The organism is Bradyrhizobium sp. YR681, from assembly GCF_000282615.1.
Classification (GTDB): Bacteria; Pseudomonadota; Alphaproteobacteria; order Rhizobiales; family Xanthobacteraceae; genus Bradyrhizobium.
In genome coordinates this window covers 20331-42864 of record NZ_AKIY01000014.1, presented here as the reverse complement: position 1 = coordinate 42864, position 22534 = coordinate 20331, and the positions used below count along the sequence as shown (strand labels likewise).

General features: G+C 65.4%; 7 protein-coding genes. 4 read left to right on the top strand and 3 right to left on the bottom strand.

Annotated elements, in window-relative coordinates:
- Positions 1-80 precede the first annotated feature (80 nt).
- From PMI42_RS01780 to PMI42_RS01770, 3 genes are read left to right on the top strand one after another with little or no spacing between them, the layout of a single operon-like run.
- Positions 81-1031: an ABC transporter permease gene (locus PMI42_RS01780; RefSeq protein WP_008130028.1), complete on the top strand. Its 951-nt coding sequence runs from the start codon at positions 81-83 to the stop codon at positions 1029-1031.
- Positions 1028-1882: an ABC transporter permease gene (locus tag PMI42_RS01775; RefSeq protein ID WP_008130026.1), complete on the top strand. Its 855-nt coding sequence runs from the start codon at positions 1028-1030 to the stop codon at positions 1880-1882. Before PMI42_RS01780 ends, PMI42_RS01775 begins: the two co-directional genes overlap by 4 nt.
- Complete coding sequence (locus PMI42_RS01770) at positions 1879-3540, top strand: ABC transporter ATP-binding protein (RefSeq protein ID WP_008130024.1); 1662 nt, start codon at positions 1879-1881, stop codon at positions 3538-3540. The genes PMI42_RS01775 and PMI42_RS01770 overlap by 4 nt, the downstream gene beginning before the upstream one ends.
- Positions 3541-3562: 22 nt before the next feature.
- Here the strand turns inward: PMI42_RS01770 and PMI42_RS01765 are convergent, their stop codons facing one another.
- Positions 3563-4039, bottom strand: a complete 477-nt coding sequence (locus PMI42_RS01765) for an Lrp/AsnC family transcriptional regulator (protein ID WP_008130023.1) — start codon at positions 4037-4039, stop codon at positions 3563-3565.
- A gap of 249 nt (positions 4040-4288) precedes the next feature.
- Between PMI42_RS01765 and PMI42_RS01760 the strand changes: the two genes are divergently transcribed.
- Complete coding sequence (locus PMI42_RS01760) at positions 4289-5614, top strand: NAD(P)/FAD-dependent oxidoreductase (protein ID WP_008130022.1); 1326 nt, start codon at positions 4289-4291, stop codon at positions 5612-5614.
- 71 nt (positions 5615-5685) lie between these two features.
- Here the strand turns inward: PMI42_RS01760 and PMI42_RS01755 are convergent, their stop codons facing one another.
- Together PMI42_RS01755 and PMI42_RS01750 are read right to left on the bottom strand one after the other, a co-directional pair.
- Positions 5686-14181, bottom strand: coding sequence for a hypothetical protein (locus tag PMI42_RS01755; RefSeq protein ID WP_008130021.1), 8496 nt, complete (start codon positions 14179-14181; stop codon positions 5686-5688).
- The gene (locus PMI42_RS01750; protein WP_008130020.1) at positions 14178-22460 is read right to left on the bottom strand and encodes an RHS repeat-associated core domain-containing protein; all 8283 of its coding nucleotides are present in this window, start codon (positions 22458-22460) and stop codon (positions 14178-14180) included. The genes PMI42_RS01755 and PMI42_RS01750 overlap by 4 nt, the downstream gene beginning before the upstream one ends.
- Between the last annotated feature and the right edge of the window lie 74 nt (positions 22461-22534).

Sequence of the window (22534 nt, the reverse complement as noted above, 5' to 3'; positions counted from 1 at the left end):
GCCTAGGCAGGTCGCGGCTCCGGTCCTGACATCGGAGCCGGCGCCGACGAAAATGTCCGACGTGGTGCGGGAGCACGAATGTGAGAAGACAAGTTTCGTCGCTCGTGGTGAGGCGGCTTCTCATTGCCTTGATCACGCTCGTGATCGTTTCCTTCGCCGTCTTCTTCGCGACCGCGCTCCTGCCCGGCGATACCGCCACGATCCTGCTCGGCCAATCCGCGACGCCCGAGGCGGTCGAGGGCCTGCGCAAGGCAATGCACCTCGACGATCCCGCGATCATTCGCTTCATGAAATGGATCGCGGGCCTGTTCCAGGGCGATTTCGGCACGTCCTATGCAAACAATGTCCCGGTCGCCAATCTGATACGCGGACGGTTCGTCAACACGATGAAGCTCGCAGGACTAACCGCCTCGATCGCCGTGCCCCTCGCCCTGACGCTCGGCGTCACCTCCGCGATGTGGCGCGGCACGCTGTACGACCGCATCGTGACCGTCGGGACCATCGGCATCATCTCGGTGCCGGAGTTCATGATCGCAACGCTCGCGGTGCTGCTCTTCGCGGTCTACCTCAAATGGCTCCCGGCGCTGTCCCTCACCAACGAGGTCAAGTCGTTCCACGACCTGTTGAGGATCTACGCGATGCCCGTCATGACGCTCACATTCGGGGTTTCGGCGCAGATGATCCGCATGACCCGTGCCGCCGTGGTCGAGACGTTGAACACGCCCTATGTCGAGATGGCGCTGCTCAAGGGTGCCTCGCGTCCCCGGCTCGTGCTGCGACACGCACTGCCCAATGCGCTCGGTCCCATCGTCAATGCGGTCGCGCTCTCGCTGTCCTATCTGCTCGGCGGCGTGATCATCGTGGAGACCATCTTCAACTACCCGGGCGTCGCAAAGCTGATGGTCGACGCCGTCTCGACCCGCGACCTGCCGCTGATCCAGACCTGCGCGATGATCTTCTGCCTGGGTTATCTGGCACTGATCACGGCGGCCGACATCATTGCCGTCCTGTCCAATCCGAGGCTCCGATGACGAACCCGATGTCGTCAAGCCGGCTTGGCATGCGGTTGGGCTATCGTTTCAATCCCGTCGGCGTGTCGGCCCTTGGCATTATCCTGCTCTGGGCCGGAGCCGCCCTTTTTGCCCCGCACATCATCCCGCATTCCGTCGGCGAGATCGTCGATACCGATTATTTCGGCCCCATCAGCCGGGACCTGTGGCTCGGCTCCGACTATCTCGGCCGGGACATCTTTTCGCGCATCCTGATCGGCGCGCGCTACACGCTCGGCATCTCCCTTGCCGCCGTCTCCATCGCCTGCTTCAGCGGCGTCGCGCTCGGCATGACTGCGGCCGTCGCCGGCGGGTGGTTCGACAGCATGCTGAGCCGCTTTCTCGATGCGCTCAACTCGATTCCAAGCAAGCTGTTCGGCCTCGTCGTGGTCGCCGCCGTCGGCTCGTCGATCCCGGCGCTGATCGCGACGCTGTCGGTGATCTACACGCCCGGCGCCTACCGCTTCGCCCGCGCCCTTGCCGTCAACGTCAACACGATGGACTTCATGGTGGTCGCCCGCATTCGCGGCGAACGCCTGCCCTATCTCATCGCCTCGGAGATTCTCCCCAACATTCTCGGTCCCGTGCTTGCCGATCTCGGCCTGCGATTCGTCTTCATCGTGCTGCTGCTCTCCGGCCTGTCCTTTCTCGGGTTAGGCGTGCAGCCGCCCTACGCCGACTGGGGAGCACTGGTTCGCGAGAACATCGGCGGCCTGCCCTTCGGCGCACCGGCGGTGATCTTCCCCTCGTTCGCCATCGCAAGCCTGACCGTCAGCGTCAACCTCCTGATCGACAACCTGCCGCGCAGGATCCGCGACCGGAGCCCCGAATGACCGGAAACCTCGTCGAGATCCGCGATCTCAGGGTTGAGGCAACGACCGACGCCGGCAGGCGGGTCGAGATCATCAAGGGTATCAGCCTCGACATCGCCGAGGGAGAAATCGTCGCGCTCATCGGCGAGAGCGGCTCGGGCAAGACCACCATTGCCATGACGCTGATGGGCTACGCACGACAAGGCTGCGCAATCACCGGCGGCGAGGTCCGGCTCGCCGGCGTCGACATGGTCAGGCTTTCGGAAACGGAACGCGCCCGAATCCGCGGGACGCGCGTCGCCTACGTGCCGCAGAGCGCTGCGGCCGCCTTCAATCCCGCACTGACCATCATGGATCAGGTCATCGAGGTGGCACGGATCCACAAGCTCATGCCGGTCGCCGAGGCGAAAGCCAAGGCGCTCTCGCTGTTCAGGGCGCTGTCGTTGCCGGAGCCGGAAACGATCGGCGACCGCTATCCGCACCAGGTCTCGGGCGGTCAGTTGCAGCGCCTCGCCGCCGCGATGGCCCTGATCGGGCAGCCGAAGGTCGTCATCTTCGACGAGCCGACCACCGCGCTCGATGTCACGACGCAGGTCGAGGTGCTGCGCGCATTCAAGTCCGTCATGGCGCAGCACAACATCGCCGGCGTCTACGTCTCGCACGATCTGGCCGTGGTCGCCCAGATCGCCGACAGGATCGTCGTGCTCAAGGACGGCACCGTCCAGGAAGCGGGCACGACCGGTGATATCCTCGAGAACGCTCGGCACCCCTATACGAGGCAGTTGCTGGCCGCATTCAAGCCGAAGACGCAGCAGCGGGCGCCCGACGACGAGGGCCCGACGAAGCGTCCCTTGCTCGAGGTCGACAATCTGACGGTCGGCTACGGTCCCCGCTCGCGCGACGGACAGCCGCTGGCCAATGCCGTCCAGGCCGTCAGCCTCACGCTCGATCGCGGGCGAAATCTGGGCATCATCGGCGAGTCCGGCTGCGGCAAGTCAACGCTTGCCCGGGCGATTGCCGGAATCCTGCCGGCCCATGCGGGCAACGTCATCTTCAACGGGCGCGAATTGGGCAAGGTCGGCCGCAACCGTACCCGCAACGAGCTGCGCCAGATCCAGATCGTGTTCCAGCATGCGGACACCGCGCTCAATCCGGCGAAGTCGGTGGAAGACATCCTGAGGCGCCCCCTCACCTTCTACCACGGCATGAGGGGCAAGACGCGCGATGCGCGCGTCAACGAGCTGCTCGATCTGGTCCGCCTCCCCAAATCCGTACGTCATCGATTGCCGGGAGAACTGTCAGGCGGTCAAAAACAGCGGGTGAATTTTGCCCGGGCCCTCGCAGCAGAGCCGATGCTCATCCTGTGCGACGAAATCACGTCGGCTCTCGATACGGTCGTGGCGGCCGCCGTGGTCGAGCTCCTGAAGGAGTTGCAGCGCGGGCTCGGCATCTCCTATGTCTTCATCAGCCACGATTTGTCGGTCGTCGAGGCCATCTGCGACGAGATCATCGTGATGTATCGTGGAAAGAAGGTCGAGCAGATCGCGTCGACCCGGCTGGCCGCACCCCAGCACCCCTATACGCGGCTGCTGTTCTCGTCTGTCCCCAAGCTCGATCCCGACTGGCTCGACAATTTGAAACAGAATGCGGAAGAGGTGCGCGCCTATAGCCATCAGTAGAAACGACAGGCGCAGCGGCCGTTCAAGCAGGAAAGAGGCTGGTCAGCGGCATCTGCGAGCGCACGATGGGCGACTTGAGGACGACGAAGCTGAAATATTTGTCGATGCCGATGTCCATATCCGTCAACCGCTCCATGATCGTCTGGTACTCGCCGATGCTGGCGGTGACGAATTTCAGCATGTAGTCGTAACCTCCCGAGACCAGATGGCACTCGATCAGCTGGTCGACCTTGTCGACCGCCGACAGGAAACGGGCGAAGTCGATCTGCCTGTGGTTCTTCAACGTGACCTCGGTGAACACGGTCAGCGTCTGTCCGAGCTTGCGCACATTGATCTGGGCCGCGTAGCCCTCGATGTAGCCCTCGCTCTGCAGCCGCTTCACGCGCATGAGACAGGGGCTGGGCGACAGATTCACCAGCTCGGCGAGCTCGACATTGGTGATACGGCCGTTCTTCTGGAGCTCGTGGAGGATCTTGATGTCGATCCGATCCAGCTTCATCGGTGACTCCCCATCGAGCACGCGTCAGAAGGCACAACAGAAGAAGGCACAACAGAAAATTGGGCCAAGGAAGCCAAAAACTCGCCCGTCGCACACAGATCGTTTGTCACTGATGTCATATCACTCGAAGAAAACGCAGTATTACGGCACCGTGAGGATACAGCATAAAATGCTGAGATGCCATCGAATCCAGTGCCGTCCACGGCGGCGGGCGACTTACGCTGCGACGAGCAAGATCCAGGAAGCCGGATGCCCGCGCCACTCAGCCATATCGAGACCTCGCACGAGCTTCCCCGCAGCGCCGACGTCGTGGTCATCGGGGGTGGCATCGTCGGAGCGTTCGCGGCCTACTATCTCACCCTGCGGGGCCTCAGCGTCGCGCTCGTGGAGAAGGGGCGGATCGGAGCCGAGCAGTCCAGCCGAAACTGGGGCTGGTGCCGCCAGCAGAATCGCGATGCCCGCGAGTTGCCGATGGCGACCAGGAGCCTGGACCTCTGGGAGCGCTTTGGCGCGGAAAGCGGCGAGAGCACGGGCTTCTCCCGCTGTGGCCTTCTGTATCTCAGCAACGACGAGGCCGAGCTCGCAGGCTGGGCGCGCTGGCGCGACTTCGCTCGAACGGTCGGCGTCACCACGCATATGCTCGATGGCGCCGCGGCGACACAGCGTGGCGCGGCGACGGGACGCGCCTGGAAAGGCGGAGTCTTCTCGCCGAGCGACGGCACCGCCGATCCCAGCAGGGCGGCGCCGGCGGTGGCGCGGGCGCTGCTCGGGCGCGGGAGCACGGTCCACCAGATGTGCGCGGCGCGCGGGCTGGAGACCGAGGGCGGCCGGGTCAGCGCGGTCGTGACGGAGCGCGGCACAATTCGCACGCGTATCGCCATATTGGCAGGCGGCGCGTGGTCCTCGTCCTTCTGCCATCAGATCGGCATCCGCCTTCCGCTCGCCTCGATCCGGTCATCCATCCTGTCCGTCTCGGGAGGCGCAAAAGGGCTGCCGGACGCGCTCCACACCTCCGCCGTTTCGGTGACGAAACGCGGTGATGGCGGCTACACGCTCGCCATCAGCGGCCGGGGCCGCGTCGATCCGACGCCGCAGCAGCTGCGCTTTGCTCCGCAATTCCTGCCGATGTTCCTGCGCCGATGGCGCAGTCTGCTCCCCGGCGGCCTTGAAGGCGTGAGGTCTGGACATGAAACGCTCCGCCGCTGGCCCCTCGGCGTTCCGACGCCGATGGAGCGCGTTCGCGTTCTGGATCCCACCCCTGATCGAAACGCGATCGAGCTCACGCATCGGCGCGCGCTCGAACTGTTGCCGGCATTGAAGGACACCAGGATCACGGCCGCATGGGGCGGCTACATCGACTCGACACCGGATGGTGTGCCGGTCATCGGAGAGGCGTCCGGCCTGTCCGGATTGATATTGGCCGCGGGCTTCAGCGGCCACGGCTTCGGTATCGGCCCTGGCGCCGGGCACCTCATCGCGGATATCGCAACCGGCGCCGTACCGATCGTCGATCCAGGTCCCTACGGGCCAGACCGCTTTGCCGGACTTGCCGTCGGAAAGGTCTCGGACTTCTAGGACGCAAGAATCTCCCGACCGGGATCGGTTCGACAAACTGGATCAGCGTGATCAGGCGTGCTTGGTCGGCGCTACGGAGGCGTAAACCAGGGGCCGAGGGTGATGTTGGTCTGCATGTTCTGCAGGAACATCGTCCGCATCTCATTCGTGAAGGAATTGAACTGGATGTTGGTGACATCCTCGAAGCCAAGCAACCTCAGAAATGCTGCCGAATACAACACATATTGCGTCTTCGGCTGATAATGCCCTGACTCTTCGTTCACGATCACGACGCCGTTGGAGAAATACACCCCGCCGGCGGCGATGACGGAACCACCGTTTGCAAGCTGGGAGTGCCGGACATACGTGGTGTCGTCAGGCTTACGCCCGGCCAGCGGTTGCTGGTACAGCACCATCTGCGGCAGCCCGCCGGGCCCGCGATTGACGACATAGACGAATTCGCCCTCGATCAGGGGACAGCTGGCATCGACCGAAGACAAGTAGATGAAGTGCTCGTGACGATCCGAATTGTAGAAATCGTGAAGGCTTATTCCCAGCGCCTCCGCGATCGCCGCATCTTTTCCGATCCTGCCAGTCCTCGGCTCGCGCCGCTCGGGCTTCTTGAAGTAATCCGAAAGTGCAATCTCGGGATAGCTCTTCTCGAGATAGTCGGCCAGTTCCGACGGAGTCTTTCCGGCCGGCGGCACGAACCGTGTCGGCCCCCCGCTCTCGTAAAGATACAGCCAGGGCACCTCGACCAATTGGTCCCCGATGCGCACATACCAATCCGGGGCGCGCGGCGGCGGCTGCACCGGCGCGACCACGACCGCCTGCGGCGGCTTGAGAATTCCCGCCGCGCTGTCCGGCTGCACACCGACCGGATTTCCCGCGGCCATACCGTATGGCGTGTTAGGCCCGCCGGCCCGCGCATCGAGACACACCCGCAACGAGGGATCGTACAGCCGTCCCATGAAGCTGACGAGGCCGGCCGGATCGTCGAGAAACTGGCCGGCGAAGCCGACACCCACCGGCGTGGTCCGGGTGCGGGCAAACAGCATTTCACCGTACGGATCGTAGTCGTTGCGCTCGCAGACATTGCCGGTGGCATCCACCGCCACGCGCACGGAATTGAGTCGATCGCTGAGCATGTAGCGGACGCCGTCGGCACCGTCGGTCGCGATCGGCCCGCGCGCGCCGTAGATGTAGTAGATCGGGGTCGGCGCCGGAGCTCCTGCCGCCTGGTTGAAGCAGGCGATGCGGCGTCCGTCCGGGTCCTGGAAGTACAGCGCCTTGCTCGTGCTGCCGTCGGCATTGGTGACGATGCCCGCGCTGACAGCGTCTGAAGCGCCATAGCAATAGCCGACCCGATCGACCTCGACGCGGTCGAGCGCGATCTCCGCCGCAAGCCCGTTCACCGGGCAGTATTCGATGGACGTGACCTGCAACGGCGGCGCAGACGTCGCGGCGCCGTCGGCATCGAACACGTAAGGCTGCGGATTCTGTACCGCGATCGACGTCAGCGCGATCGCCGAGACCTGAAGCGCAGCGCCGGCCGCGCTGGTGCCGGAGCGCTTGGCATTCCGCAGCACCAGCGCGATGCCGACCACCGGTGCATCCAGCGCCATCGATGCGAGCAGGCCCGGCACATCGACGGTCACCGTGAACTGGCTCCAGCCGTTCGAACCGGCGGTGACATCCTTGATCTGAACCAGCAGGTTGGCGCCGCCGGCGGTGAGCACCGACAGATACCAGCCCGCGGCGCCGCCCTGCGTCGAAAACGGCTGCGGCGTGTTCAGCCAATATTGTAGCTTGAACGTACCGGCCGGATCGACTGTGCCGCTGAAGCGCAGGAATTCGAAATGGCCGCTGCTGCCGCCTGCCAGCGACAGATAGCTGTTGTTCGGCGGCCCGTTCGGGCCGGACCAGCTGGCGATCTGCGATGTGGACGGACCGCCGTTGCTGGCGCCCCAGCTCCAGCCCGCACGATTTTCACCCTCGGTGAAGCCGATGGCGGCATTGAGCGTGGTGGTGACGAGATTGATCCGGTCATTGATCTGCGGCGACGGATCGTCTTCCGCCACATCGCGCGGCGCCGGAGCGGGAGCGGTCTGGTAGCCATATTGCTGCGACGACGCCCCCAGAGGCACCGTGCTGAAGTTTCCGTTGGCATCGTAGCTGACCGGCGACGCCGCGCTTCCGATCGTGCGCGTGGCGCCATCAAGCGCGGAGGTGCAGGCGGCCGCTGTGAGACGGCCCTGCCCGTCATATGCGTAAGTCCAGTTCGCCTGGTAGGTGACCGGCGCGGTCATCGGATCGGCACCCGGTTGGTCGCGATAGGTCGCGCTCCAGGCGGTGATCTTGCCGTCGTAATAGCTGCCGCCGCCGATGCCGCCCGCACCGTAGGTCACGGTCTCGGAATAGAAGTCGCCAGCGATGCCGGACAGCCAGTGCGCCGGCGTATACTGGTAGGAACGGGCGATTGATGTCGCAAGGTTGTTGAAAGATTCTGTCAGCACCTGACCGTTCGCGGTGTAGCGATAGAGCGCATAGCGCTGCATCGGACCGTTGGCAGGGTTGTCCGGATCGACCACTTCGTCGCCGCGGGGCGCATTGCCGACCGCCGCGAGCTGGCCCAGCCGATTGTAGAACGAGGTGACCAGCGTCGGCGCCCCCGTCGGCTGTCCGTGCCCGTCGAGCGGGCGCGGATAGGTGACTCCCGTGGTCTGTCCCAGATTGTTGTAGCTGAAGCTCGCCTGGTAGGAGGTGGTCGCGAACGACGGCACCATGCTGGTGATCAGCGTGACGTTGCCGGCAAGATCGTAGGCATAGGCATGGGTGTCGAACGTGACAGGCGATGCCGCAAGCGTGCTGTTGACGGCAACCTGCGACAGCCGGCCGATCAGATTGGGTGCGCTCGCACGCGAGGGCAAGAGATCGTAGGTCATGCGGCGATACCACACCGCGCCGGAGACCGCCGACGGCCAGCTCTGGTTGTCGACATTGGCCGCCGCCGTCGCCCAGGTGATGCCGGCCGCCTGCACCCATCCCGTTTCGACGGTGCGATCGAGCCCGTCATAGAGAAAATACACGATCCGCGGATTGCTTTGTGCCGCGCCATCGGCATCGAGCCGAAAGCGCTGGCGCCCGAGCGCATCGTAGAGGAATTGCGTGGTGCCGGCGTCGGCGCTGGTCACGCTCGCAAGGCTGCCGGCAAACGTATAGCCGCGCTGGATCTGCCAAATGGTGTTCTGCGAACCATTGGGCGGCGCGTAGTAGTTCGGCTGCCGCGTGGTGGTGAGGCGCCCTGCCGAATCGTAGATGTAGAAGACGGTCGACGTCGTCGCGCCCTGGCCCGCCGGCACCAGATGCTCGGCGATGATCTGGCCGGTCTGGTTGCTGACCCGCTGGATCAGGTTGCCGTCCGGATCGGTCAACTGCCGCAGATAATAGCTGCCGGTCGCCGCGCCCGGCGCATTCGGCGGCAACAGCGACTGCAGGAAGTCGCCGGCCTGATTGCAGCCGTAGCTCATCGTCGCGGCATGCAGGCTGTTCATCGCCAGCGTCGGACCCGGCCATGCCAATGCGGTCGGCCGCGATAGCGGCGTCGCCTCGTAGGCGGCCTGATGGAACGGCGAGCCATTGGCGGGATCGAGATATTGCGTCAGCGTCATCTGCTTCCCGTCGAGATAGGGCAGATAGGCCGTGAGCGCGCCGTCGATGCGCTTTTCGTCCGGCCCGGCACCGACGCCCTGCTTCAGCGAGGCCGGCGGGCCGATCGCCAGCGTCGAGTCCAGGGGGTTCTTGTCGTACTGCGCCCGGCCGATCGCGTCGTAGAGCACGCCCGATGCCACCAGCGCCGAATTGTCGGCGAGTTGCAGCCGCTGCATGAAGCGGCCGGCGCCGTCATAGAACGCGATGTCGAGCATCGGATCGACGGCAACCGCGAGCTCCGCAAACGCGCCGGCGCCGCCGAGGCCAAGCTTTAGCTTGCCATCCGGCACGACGCCGTTGGGAAGCTGGACGCTGAACACCTCGTTGCCGCTGACGAACAGGCTGACGAGGCCGTCGACCATCAGGAACAGCCACTCAGATCCGAAGCTGCCGCTGCGGCTCGCCAGCGTGCCCCAAACGCCGGACTGCTGCGCCGACAGCACCCATGCATTCTGGCTGGGGTCCCAGCCGGCATAGACGTTGCCGCAGCCGATGCTCGCCGGCGGCGCGGTGCCGCTGTGACGCACCGCCACCCGCGCGGCATAATTGGCATTGGAGAAGGCAGTCAGCACGGCCTGGCTGCCCGGCAAAACGCTGGCGGCCACCCCGTCATAGGTCAGTTGCCGCTGCGCCACCGACCAGCCACTCGGCAAGGTCCAGGCGCTCGCGTCGCTGGGATCGAAATCGAAATAGACCCCCGGCGCCGACGAGCGCAAATTGAGCAGCGAGTTCGGCAGATTGGGATCGAACACGCCGTTCGCCGCCATCGCCCGCGCATAGGCCGGCACCGAGATGCCGGCGACGTTCTCCGCAGGGCCAACCATCGCGACGATCTCGTCGGCGCCGTCGCGCACATTGCGCAGCGTCGCGCCGTTCTCCGCGAGGTTCGCCGAGGCCGCGAAGCTCGCGGAGTCATAGACGCTCGCCTGGTAGCCCGCGTCGACCGGCGAAAAGCGCAACTCGTCGATGTAGATGGTGCCGCTGCCGGCGACCTTGTTGAAGCCGGTGATCGAGATGCTCAGCGGCACGTTCGCCCCGATGCCGCCGGACGAACGGATCGCTGCGAGATCGACCACAGCATTGAGATATTGCCATTGCGACGCGCCGGCCGGGAATGCCAGCGTAATCGGGCTGCCGACCGCGACCGGAGGATCGGCGGCGGTGTAGACCTGTAGCGACCACTGGGCGTTGGCCGGATTGCTGGTGAAGCCCGACGGGATCAGCATCCAGCAGGAGAAGACGTAGGTCCTGTCGTCGGTGGTCGCGAGGAACGTCGCGGTCGGCCCCGCGATCGCGGCCGCATTGGCGAACAGCTGCAGGCTGCGAGAACCGGTATGGGATTGCGCATTGGTGAGATTGGCGGCGAGATTGCCGCCGAGATAAGACCAGCTGGTATTCGCCTCGTAGGGTTCGAAGCCGTAATAGCTCGCAGCGAGCTGGCCGATATCGGCATTGGCGAAGCTCGCCACCGTAAAACTGCCGGTCGCATCGAGCACGCTCGAACGCGGCACACCGATGGCGTTGGCTGCACGCATGGGGACGCCCCGCGCGCTGCGCGCCAGCACCGCCGATTGCTGCTGCCAGCCGGTGGCAAGCGGCGTATTGGTCGGTGTCCAGTGGTTGAAGGTTTGAGGGGCCGCCTGTGTCGCGATGAAGGCGGCCGACGGCGCCCAGCAGCCGGGCTTGCTGCCCCAGTCGTTGCGCCAGGTCGTGATCGTCGTGGCGGTGACCACGCCGCCGGTGCTGCTCTGCGCCTGGATCACCGGCGTCAGCAGGTTGAGCGTCCGGTTTGGATCGTATTGCTGCCACCAATAAGTATAGGCGGTGACCAGCGTCTCCTGCACGCCGAGCGAATTGAAGCGCGACGTCGTCGCCGAGGTGGTGAGACCGCTCTCGGCGGCAAAGGCGAACTGCGTTGTCGTGGTGACGCCGTCGAGCACGCGCGAGCGCGCGGCAATGCGCGCATAAAAACCCTGGCGGCCACCGGCGCTGCCCAGCAACTTCGTGGACACCTGCCAGTAGAACGTCTCGACTGAATTCGGCGGGCTGCCGCTCGCGGGCAGGATCCGGGTCTGGTAGCAGCGCCCCTGCAACAGCCGCGTGAAGGTTGCCGCGTTCGACCAGTTGTTGCTGTTGGGATAGGTCGGATTGTTGGCGTCGGCCGGAGTGAGGTCGTTGAACAAATTGACCACCGTGCTGCCATAGGGCGTGACAGCCATGCTGGCGGCGCCGACGGCGCTGGCGGCCTGGTTGAAGCCGGCGCGTTCGCCAGCGACATCGATCGTGGCGGTGCTGGCGGTGAAGCCATAGGCGGTCGTCGCCGTCTCGTAGCCATCGTTGCACGCGACGGTATCGATCACCTCGACCGACTGGGTGCCGAGGACGGCGTCGCCCAACACGCGATAGAGCGTGAGGCTCGGCGTGGTGCTCCAGGTCCCGGAATAGGCCGCAAACGCGCTCGGCCCGACCAGCAGCGTCGGCGCGGCGTTGGGGACCATGATCTGCTGACCGCTGAGCGCAATGCGGCCGGTGCTCGCCACGCCGCCATTGGCGAGCGCGTAGACCACGGTGTTGCCGCCGCTCTGGTAAATGCAGTAGCGCTGGTCGAGAATTTGCAGCGATGGCAGCTCGGTGGCGGTCAGCGCATCGGGTAACGACACCGGCGTGTTCCAGGTCCCGTTCGGAAGCCGGTAATAGATCGCGTTCGACGTGACACCGTTCGCGGTGGTGTTGAACAGCACATAGTTGCTGCCGACGCTCTTCCCGCCGCTCCGCGCTGCCGCCGCGGCAAAAGTCGCGCTCGCCGCCGTGGTGGTCAGCGCGGTCGACCAGGGCGTGGCCGAGGTCGAAAGGTTCGGCGCAAAGTCGATCACGTCGAATGTCGCGCCGCCCGCGCTCATCGCGATGGTGCGCACCACGCGGTCCGGACCGCACGACACCGCCGTCACCGACTGTTGTCCGGTATAGGTGATCGCTGACAGGTCCTGGCTGGACCAGAGCGTACCGTCGTAACGGAACAGGGTCTGGCCCATCGCCACGCTGCTGCCATGGACCGAGACCGGCGGCACCGCAGCTGTCGCCCAGGTCTGATCGGCGAGTTCGGTGAACGCCAATGCGGAGAAATCGGCGGCCCAGCTCACGACGCCGAGCCTGAGCCGCACATTGGCGCCGACCGGCCCGTTGGACCACAGCGCCGCAAAGCCGTCGCTGCACGCAATCGACAGCGAGCCGATCACCGACATCGCCCGGCCGACGGTGGTGAGCGTCTGCTGCCAGGTGTTCTGCGCGTCGCGTCGCATCAGGCAGAGCGTGGCCGGAAGCAGCGGCAGCGACGTGCTGGTGGCACCGGCAAGGATGTAGTCGCTGGTCGCCGACAGTGCGACGGCGAGGCCGGTGGCGCCGCCCGACAGATCGGTCACGGCCTGCGCCTGCCAGGTCTGTCCGGTCCAGAGCAGCGGATTGAGCTTGCCGCTGGTTGCGCCGAGCACGGCGGCGATGCCCTCGCCGGCCGCAACCGCGACCTGCTCGCCGGCCGTCAGGGTCAAGGCCAGCACGCCTGATGACGTCCAGGTGCCGGACATAGCCGGATTGACGTGATACGCAACCGCACTCGTGCCCGCCGTCACGACGAAACTGTTCGGCGCCACGGCGACCTGAAGCTGCGCATAGGTGTTGCCGACCGGCAGCAGATCGAGCGTGGCGGCGAGCCAGCGGCCGGACCAGGTGTAGGCCATGATCTGCGCCTTGCTGTCGCTGCGCAGCCAGATCACCACCACATAGTCGCGCTCGAACCACAATCGCGGCAGGCTGAAGGTCAGGCCGGAGGCCACCGGCATCGGCAGCGGAATGCTGCGCGCCGAGTTGCCGACGACGAGCGGGCTATAGGCGAACGTGACCTGACGCCCGTCGGGCGTGGTCAGGCCGGTCATCATCCCTGACGTCGCACGGCTCAGGACGGTGTCGTAGGCAAACACATAGTTCGGACGGCTCTCGCCGCCGGCGGAGACCGCGACCCAGCCGGTGAGCAGGCGCTTGGCGAATTGATCGGTGCCGAGCAGGCTCGGCGGGTAAGTCAGCGTGATCGTCGTCAGCGTCGCACCAGAGGGCGACGTCACCGACACCGTGTTGAGGTATTCGGTCTCATAGCGCGATTGCCAGGCATTGGGCGTGAGCCCGGCATGCGGATTCTGGTATTCCTGCGGGTCCTTCGGCCGATAGCCGAGCTGGATCATGCTGCCGGCAGCGCCGGTGATTTGCGTGAGATAGCTGGCCCTAGTGTACGACCGTCCGCCGGTGCCGACCGCAACGGCATCCTGACGGTAGGCATAGCGCACGGCGTTGCCCCAGAGATCGACGACCTCCGACAGATTCCAGACGATCGCGACCGGCCGCTGACCGGCTATGTCGTTGCTGGCTCCGGCCCAGCCGCCCCAGGCGACGCCCCATTGCACGGTGGCGCGGCCGCTGTCGGCATCGCCATAGACCGAGCGCACGCCGTCCGTGCTGGTGACGTCCCAGCGTTCATTCCGCGGGTCGTAACGGATCTTCCAGAACAGATAGTCCTCGCTCCGGTAGATCAGCGTGCCATCGCCATCGACGCCGGTTTGACGCAGCGGATTGCGTTGATCGTCCGAGACGAAATCGATGCCGCCGTCCGCATTGACGGCGATGGATTGCGACACCAGACGCCAGCCGAGGCCGGCTACGCCGGTCGGCCGCGCGAGATTCCAGGTGGAGACGTCAGCCTGAACATCGCTGCGGTAAGCCAGCGTGACACCAGCCAACGGACCGACCGGATCGGTCAGTGTGGCGATCGGCAACGCAAAGGCCACCTGCCCGCTGGCCAGATCGACGAAAGACTGTGCGATCGAGCTCATATCAATTCGCTGCCCCCTGGATTGCGGTGCGTGAGGACCTGACCAGAGCCGATATTGACGCTCTTGCCTCTCTCCAGCGGGTACTGCAGCCTGGAGACATCGCTGGATTCGCTGCTGCTGAAGGTCTGCAACGGAATATCGCCGCTCTCGCCGCCGTACTCATCCTCGTTGTTGAGCTCCTCGTACTGCGGTTCAGAAGGGTTGTTGGCAAGCGAGCTGCCGCCAGCGCCGCCGCCAACCCCGCCTGCGACACCGCCGATCACGCCGCCGACCACCGCACCGATCACACCTCCGACAGCCGCTCCGATCAGCGCACCGCCGATGCCGCCGATCACCGCACCGCCCAGCCCGCCGCCGAGGGCGCCGAGCGTCCCCGACAGCAGCAGGCCAATGAGCACGGCGCCTCCGATCAACAGGGCCAGGCCGCCAATCACGCCGAGTGCAATCCGTGCACCGGTCGAAAGGCCGCCCCCGCCGCTGTCGCTGCACAGGCCGAGCGGATCGATCAGCGCCACCGGATTGTCCTGGACGAAGCCGTAACGGTTGAGCGTCTGGCCGTAGCGGTCGTCGCCGAACAGGAAGTCGCGCCCGGAGAACCGCAGCAGCGACGGGACGTGCCGGCGCGCGCGCATGTTGACGAGCCCGAGGCCATCGTCCAGCGCACCATGGCGGCCGTGATAACGGAACGGATTGACGGTCGAGCCGGTCTGCCCCAGCACCTGCCCGAACGGCGAATAGGCATAGCTGTCGGTGACGGCGCCCGTATTGTCGACCAGCGCCAGCGTGCTGCCCATCTGGTCGAACACATAGACGAGATTGCCGTCCGCATCCTCGCGGCTGATCAGGCCCATGCCGTGGACATAGCGCTGCTGCACGGCGCCGGCCGCGTCAGTCGCGGCGATCACATTGTTAAGCGGGCCGCGAGCCATGCCGACCAGGCCCGGCGATCCGCTGGTCAGCGGCAGCGGCGCCTCCGGGCCACTCGGCATCGACACGCTCAGCGCCGCATTGATCGCGCGTGACGGATCGGCCTGCTCCAGCCACGGCGCGCGGAAGCCGGCGATGTCCTGGATCAGGTTGGAGACCGTGCCGTTGACTGTCGTGCGGGTCAGCAGGCCGTCGACGTCGTAATCATAGCTGGCCGCGCTGCCGATCGCGGTCAGCTGGTTGAGCGCATCATAGCTGAGGATGCCGTTGACGCCGGGCACCCCGGTCATGTTGCCGTCGTCGTCGTAGGTCAGGCTTTCGCCGTTCGCGGTGAGCATGCGGTCGGCGTCATAGGTAAAGGACTGCACGGTCGCCTCGTCCTGCGGGGCCAGCGGCAGGATCTCGGTTTCGCTCGAGGGGTTTCCGAACGGATCGAGGATGCGGCTGGACGCCGCGATGGTTCGCCCGGCGGCGCTCGCGACGAAGCCGGTGGAACGACCGGCATCGTCGACCTGATAGGCGACGGACACGCCGTTCGGCAGCGCCGCCGACTGCAATTGTCCCATCGGCCAATAGCCGTAAGTTGTCACGCGGGCGGCCCAGTCGGTCACCGTCCACATTCGCTGGAGGCCGTCGAACACGTACCCCACCGCCTTGCCATCGGGATGAGTCAAGGTCTTCAGCGCGCCGGTCGGCCAATAGGCGTAACCCACCGTGCTGTTGGTGGCGGTGACGGTGCGTCCCGTCATGCGGTTGAGCTGGTCGAAGCTGCGGCCGATCACCTGCACCTGGTCGAGCTTGGTCGCCGTGCGGTTGCCGTTGCCGTCGAGCACCTGGGTGATGACGCCGCCTGCGTCGGGCAGCGTCGTGGTGGTGAAGCGGCCGGCGGAGTCGAAGCCGTAAAGCACCGTCTTGCCGCGCCCGTTGGTATAGCTCTTCAGCCGTCCATCCGGATGATAGTCGAAACCGTAGGTGAGCCCGTTGGCGTCGGTGTAGCTGCGCCACTGCCCGATGCCGTCATAGGAATAGACCGAGGATGCTCGCCCGTAGGGCGACACCGTCACCGTCATGTATCCGGTCGCCGCGTCGTAATTGTAGCCGTAAGTCGTCGGCAGCAACGTGTCGCCGGCCACGGGCACCTGTTCCTGACTCGACAGCAGGCGGTTGAGGGCATCGTAGAGGTAGCTGCTCGTCCGCCACTGCGCCGCGACGCCGTCACCACCGGGGTTGCCGGCCACGCGCTTGACGACACGGCCGAGCGGATCCGTGGTGACGATCACCTGGTTGCCGAGCGGATCGGTGGTGGTCGCGACCTCGCAGGCCATCTGGCTCTGGCTGCCCGCAATCGGCAACGCGACCACATCGTAGGTCGTGGTCCAGCTCTTCTGATTCTCGGCGGTGCGCGAGATCACGCGCCCCAGCGCGTCTGTGACGACGATGGTCTGATAGGCCGTCTGCTGCGACGAATTCTCGAGCGGCAGGGTGACGAGGGTCTGGCGCGCCAGCACACCGTGCGTTGGCCCGGTGACATGGCTGTAGGCGACCGTGGTTACGGTACCGGACGTTCCCTGCAATGCGAGGTCGACGGTCTTCACGACACGTCCCAGCATGTCGGTGACCCATTGCGACTGGAACGGCTGAGGCTCGCCGGTGACCTTCGGCGTCGTGGTTGTGCGCGCGACCGGACATGGACCGTTCGGGTGCGTGAGGTCCATGGCGTAATCGAAATTGGTGGTCTGCAACTGTCCATCGACCATGGTCGCGAGCCGCGCCATTGCATCCCAGGTGTATTGACGCATCACCAGTGGATCGGTGGCAAGCTGCACGCTCCGCAGGTTCTGGCTGTTGTCGTACAGCAGCACGGTCTGGCGCGGATCGTGACCGGCCGCCGCGGGATAGGTGATGATCCAGGGATCGTTGCCCGGATTGCGCTGGATCGTAGTGGCATGCAGCAGCGTGTTGGTCCGCGACGTGAGATTGCCGACGAAGTCGAACACCATGGTGGTCGCATAGGCGTTCGCCACCGGCTGCGTGCCGTATTGCTTGGCCACGATGTTGGGGAGCCCGGTCTTCGGATAGGGCGTGATCGCGGTTTGCAGCAGTGCGGTGCCGTTGCTGTCGGCGATCGTCACCGAGACCGGCCAGCCATGATCGTCGCCGTCATAAGCAATCGTGCGGCTGTTGCCGAGCGGCCCGACGATCTGCTTGAGGTCGCCATTGGTGTAGTAGCTGATTTGAGTGACGTTGCCGAGGCTACTGGTGCCGCCACCGGCCGCGGCGGGATAGTCGGTGATGGTCTTGGCCTGGCCCGCGATGTTGCCCGGCCAGTAGGTGACCACCGTCTTGCGGCCCAGCGGATAGGTGATGGTGTGGACGTTGTTGGTGCCGGGATAATAGTCGAAATTGGTGACGCCGCCGAGCGCATCGGTGAGGCTGGTCAGATTGTTGTTGGGGTCATAGCCGAGCGTCAACGACTCGCCGGTGGTCAGCCAATTCACATGGGCGACGTTGCCATTGCCGTCGTAGTCGCAAGTCATCGTGTTGCCGGTGCCCGGCGCTGGATTCGGCGACCCCTGGTAAACGGTTTCGCTGCGCATGTAGCCGAATGCGTCGAAGGTGCGGGTGACCTGATAGACGATGTTGTCCGGCAGCGTCGTCACCGCGGACACGGTGTTCTGCGTGGCCTTGTCGCTGAGATAGACCGTGACGTTGCCCATCCGGTCCGTGAACGTGGTCTGCACATAGGTGACACCGCCGGAGCCCGCGACATCGGCATACTGGAAGGTGAACCCATAGCCGGCATTGGCCGCGATCGCCCGCGCATCCTGCTGGAATTCAACGCGTCCCTGCGAGTCGTAGCGATTGCTGATGAAGGTGTGGCCGTTCTGGTCTGTCGCCGTCTTCATCAGCGAACGCGACCAGTAGGTGTAGCTGCGCGGTTGCGACTGCACGTCGGTCATGCTGACGAGATCGCCCGAGCTGTAGTTGTAGACGATGGTGCGGCCGGTGTTGTCCGTGACCTTCCAGATCCGGCCGTTGTCGGTGCCGTTGTTCCAGTAGGTCAGCGTCAGGCTGCGCCCGCTGGCCTGGTCGGTGATGGTGGTGAGCTGGTTGTTGCTGTAGGCGAGAGCGACGGCGTTGCCGGCCGGATCGAGGATCGCGCTCAGGCGGCCGTCGCGATTGAAATTGTAGACCGTACGGTCGCGCCGCGTCAGCGTGTAGCTGAGATCGGAATTGCAGACCAAGCGATCGCCGTTCGGGAGCCCCTGCTTCCGGTACGACCCGGTGATCGATTGCGGCACGTCATAGACGTTGATGGGACCCGCCCCCCACATCACAGCGAGCGTCTTGCCATCAGGTGCGGTCTCGATCAGCGTGTTGTAGACATGGTTCCAGCGCGCGCCCATGGGAACGCTGGGCTGCGGCGGATCGTCTGTCGGCAGCGCCGTGTAGCTGTTGTAGTAGGTGACGAAGCGCAACGGCACCACACCGTTGACCTCGATGTCGGCATTGGCATAGCTGAACCAGCCGGTCGCGAGATTCACGGGATCGCCGCCGGTGCCCGACCCGCCGCTGCCGCCATGGTCGGGCGGCGTGACCTCGCCTGCAGTGGCCGACACGCCAACGCTGGCGGGGCCAGCGGTCGCACCCGAATAGCCGGTAACGGTCGCGGTGTATGTCTGGCCGTTCTGCACGCCGGTCTCGGCGCTGGTCATGCTCAGCGTCGTGCTGGTCAGGCCGGTTTTCGGAAACACACCGGCCTTCAGGCCCGTGCCCGTCATGTTCACCGTGTAGGTGAAGCCTGGTCCAAGGTCCGACCATGCAAGATTGAAAGCGTCGGTCGAAGTGAAGCAGAAGCTCGTGATCGTCACCTGCGGCACGGAGCTTGCGACCGCGACTTGCAGAGTCCCCCATTGGCCGGAAACGCCGCCCGACACCGCCCTCACTCGCACGCTCACCGTGTCGCCGGGCGAGACGTTCTTGCCGGCATAGCTGAGCGTCGCCGACTTGGTCGACACCGCCTTGGTGTCGAGCACGGTGCCGCCCGCGTTCAGGAGCTCCGCCACATAGGAGGCACTTTGCAGCCCATAGGCGGAGGGATCGAACGTCCACGTCGCCGTGATGGTCGAGTTCGGCGGATCCTGGACGACCGGTGAGACGATCGACGGTCCCGCGATATTCACCACCGTGATGACGGCATTGGCATTGGCCGTCACCGTGCCGGCGGCGAGCGCGCGCAGTCTGACGGTGCAGGCCCCGCTCGGCGCCACCGCCGTGGCGATCTGCCCGACATAGATCGATGAATTTTGCAGGCTGGACGCATTGGTCCACAGCGTGCCGAGACTGCGGCCGCCGGAGTCGGTGATGGCCAGCCAGTAGGCGAGCGCCCCCGATGCGGCCGGGCAAGTCACCTTGAATTGCAGGCTGACGAGATCGTAGCTCACCTGAAGGCCGCCCGGCGTCGCGACCACCGGCAGCGCACTCACGATGCCAAAGGAGCCATCGGCGCTTCCCTGCACCGTGACGGCGGCGGCGGCGTCCTGATCGAGCACGCCCGGCACTTGAACAGTCAAGGCGGGACCCGGCTGGCCCTGCACCGTTCCGCCGAGCTTGACGATGTAGTTGACGACCAGCCCGGCGTTCTGCTGGGCGGGCGTGCGGATGTCGGGCCACGTCACCGTCAGCGCGCCTGCGGTCGCGCCGGCGCTGAACACCGGCAGCGGCTGCGCCAGGATGTGCACCGTCACAGAGAGCGTGCTGAACGCGCCGACCGTTCCGTTGGCGATCGACTTGATCGAATTGTTGTAGACCGAGCCTTCGACGAACCCGCCGTTCGGCGGCACCACGCTGTAGCTCGTGGTGGTGCCGTCGCTGACCAGCACCGGCGTCGCCGTCTGGCCGCTCGGGCCGACCTCGAGATAGACCAGCGCGGCGGCGTGCCATGTCACCGTCATCGCGCCACCGGCGGGGGTGAGCTGGGTGTAGCTGAAGTCGGGCGCCAGCGGCGCCACCGGAAGCGACGGGCTCAACAGGCCATAGGAATTGTCCGCGACGCCCTGGACCTGGACACTCAGCGCCGCGGCGCTGTTCAGCTGCGCCGCGGTCAACGCGTAAACACGGCCGGCCTGCATGGGGATCATTGGCGTGCCGCCGACGACCACCTGGTATTGCAATGTTTCGAGCTGCGGATCGAGCGCGGCCCATTGCGCCTGCACCGCAGGAGGCACCGCGCCCGCGACCGGCGCGAAGACCACCACCGGCGCGGCGATGTTGTGCACGATCACCGTGCCGAAATCCGGCACCGCCATCGCGGCAGTACCGAGACCGATCATCTGGAAGGCGTAAGACGTTCCTTCCACAAAGCCGCCCGGCGGGGCCGGCACCGCGGCGCTGCCCTGGGCCGCGGTGTACAATCCATATTGCGACGGCGTCTGCGCCGCACCGACAAAGACGCGGACATAGACCTGATAGCTGCCGCTCGCGGACCAGCCCGCGACCAGGGTGGAGGTGTCTGCATTGCCGGTCCAGGTATAAGCGAAGCCCGCTTGCAGCGCCGGCGGCGCGACGATCGCATTCGGCGGCCCGGTCTCGTCGAGATCGTTGGCGTTCACTTGCAGCGTGTACGCGCTCCCGGTGAGCGCAGCGGCGGCCGGCAGATAGGTATTGAGCGCAAAGCTGAGCGTGTTCTGCCGGCTCAGCGACACGATCGGCGTCGGATTGCTGTCCTGGAACAGCTTGATGTCGTAGGTCGCGCCCTGCGCCACCGCGACCCAGGTTGACTGCAAGGCCTCGGGCGCGGGCGAGGCGACCGCCTCGAACAGCGGCGACGGCGCGCCGAGCTTATGCACCGTGATCGCGGTCGAATTCCAGGGACTGAGCACGCCTGCGCCGATGGTGCGCAGCAGTCCGGTAAACTGTGCGCCGGCCTGAACCGGGACCGGGCTCGGGATCTCGACCGGCGAGGTCGTCGTGCCGGCGATGATCTGGTCGATGATGTGATTCTCGCCCTGCTGGACGCGCAGATAAAAGTAATCCGGCGTAGGGCGCGCATTCGGCAGCGTGAACGTGAAGGAACCGTTCCCGGTGCTGACCGGGTTGACGTAGTAGAAGCCGGCGGCGGGCGTCGCCACCGATCCCAGCATGTTCGACGCCCCGATCGAGCCGACCGCGGAGGCGTTGACCAGGACACCCCAGGCATTGCTGTCGGTCAGTTTCGACGACAGATCGTATTGCGTGGTCGTGATGGATGCGGCGACCGTTGGTGGCGGCACCGGGGCTTGAGCCGGATTCTGATACAGTCCGACCTGATAAAGCGTGCTCTGATCCACCGCCGGCCACACCGCGAGCAGCGTTTGCAGATTGGGCGACTGGAACGACAGCGTGATGCCGGCGAAATCGATCGGCGTCATCGACACCGACGAACTCCACGCTCCCTTGCCCGTGGAATCGTTGGCACGCACCTGGGCGCTGTAACTGCGACCGAGCAGCAGCCCGGGCAGGCCGACCGGCAGGTCCGAGATGAGAATCCTGCTTTGCGAGAAGGTCCATTCACCGCTGTCGGCGACAATTCTCACATCATAATCGGTCGCGCCGGACACTGCGGTCCATGTGATCCAGGCATAGGCGGGCATGCCGGGCGCGCTCTCACGGAACGTCAATGTCGAGGCCCCGAAGCTCGGCACGCCAGTGATGGTGCCGGCATCGGCGGCGCTGTCGAGCGCCCACACAAGTGTGACGCCTGAAGTTGCGGACGTGACCTGACGTTGCAGGATGGTGGCGAGTGCCGGCGGGTCGAGCGCTGAATTCCAGAGCTGGAATTCGCTCATCATGCCGCGGAAATTGGTCTCGCCCGACCCGCTGATGCCGCTGCCGAGGACAAGCGTGCCGGCCGCGGGAAGGCCGGTCCCGGCGACGAACGACAGCGCGCGCTGGTTGATCAGAACGACGATGCCGTCGACGGCGACCTGCACTTCGTAATGCGCTCGCCCCACGGGGCGAACGACCACGGTGATGTTGTGCCAGGCACCATCGGCCACCGACAGGCCGGTCGCACCGGTGCTGGCCGCACCGAAGCCGATGTTGATGTCGGATGGATTCTTGATCCACAGCCGCTGCGCGGCGCCGGCGCTCTGGGTGCCGTAGCTGAAGACAACGGCGTTGGCGTCGCTCTGGGTCGAATTCACCCACAGCGAAATCGTGAAGCCCGCGACCGGGAAACTGTTGCCGACGCTGCCGTCGAAGTCACTGCTGACCGCCAGCGCAGCATCGAAGCTCAGAACCTGGACTGCCGAGCCCGTGACACTCTTGTAATTGAATTGAATATCGGGTGGCGGCAAACCAAACGTGCCCATGCCCCCGGCCTCCCCCGCATCAGGTCGTGAACTGTTGTTTCTGGCCCCAGTTTCGCCAAATGATCGATTTGAGA

Bases quoted from the DNA above. Each gene is read 5' to 3' on its own strand.
- PMI42_RS01755 (WP_008130021.1), bottom strand. From the start codon at position 14,181: ATGAGCTCGATCGCACAGTCTTTCGTCGATCTGGCCAGCGGGCAGGTG.
- PMI42_RS01760 (WP_008130022.1), top strand. From the start codon at position 4,289: ATGCCCGCGCCACTCAGCCATATCGAGACCTCGCACGAGCTTCCCCGC.
- PMI42_RS01765 (WP_008130023.1), bottom strand. From the start codon at position 4,039: ATGAAGCTGGATCGGATCGACATCAAGATCCTCCACGAGCTCCAGAAG.
- PMI42_RS01775 (WP_008130026.1), top strand. From the start codon at position 1,028: ATGACGAACCCGATGTCGTCAAGCCGGCTTGGCATGCGGTTGGGCTAT.
- PMI42_RS01750 (WP_008130020.1), bottom strand. From the start codon at position 22,460: ATGGGCACGTTTGGTTTGCCGCCACCCGATATTCAATTCAATTACAAG.
- PMI42_RS01770 (WP_008130024.1), top strand. From the start codon at position 1,879: ATGACCGGAAACCTCGTCGAGATCCGCGATCTCAGGGTTGAGGCAACG.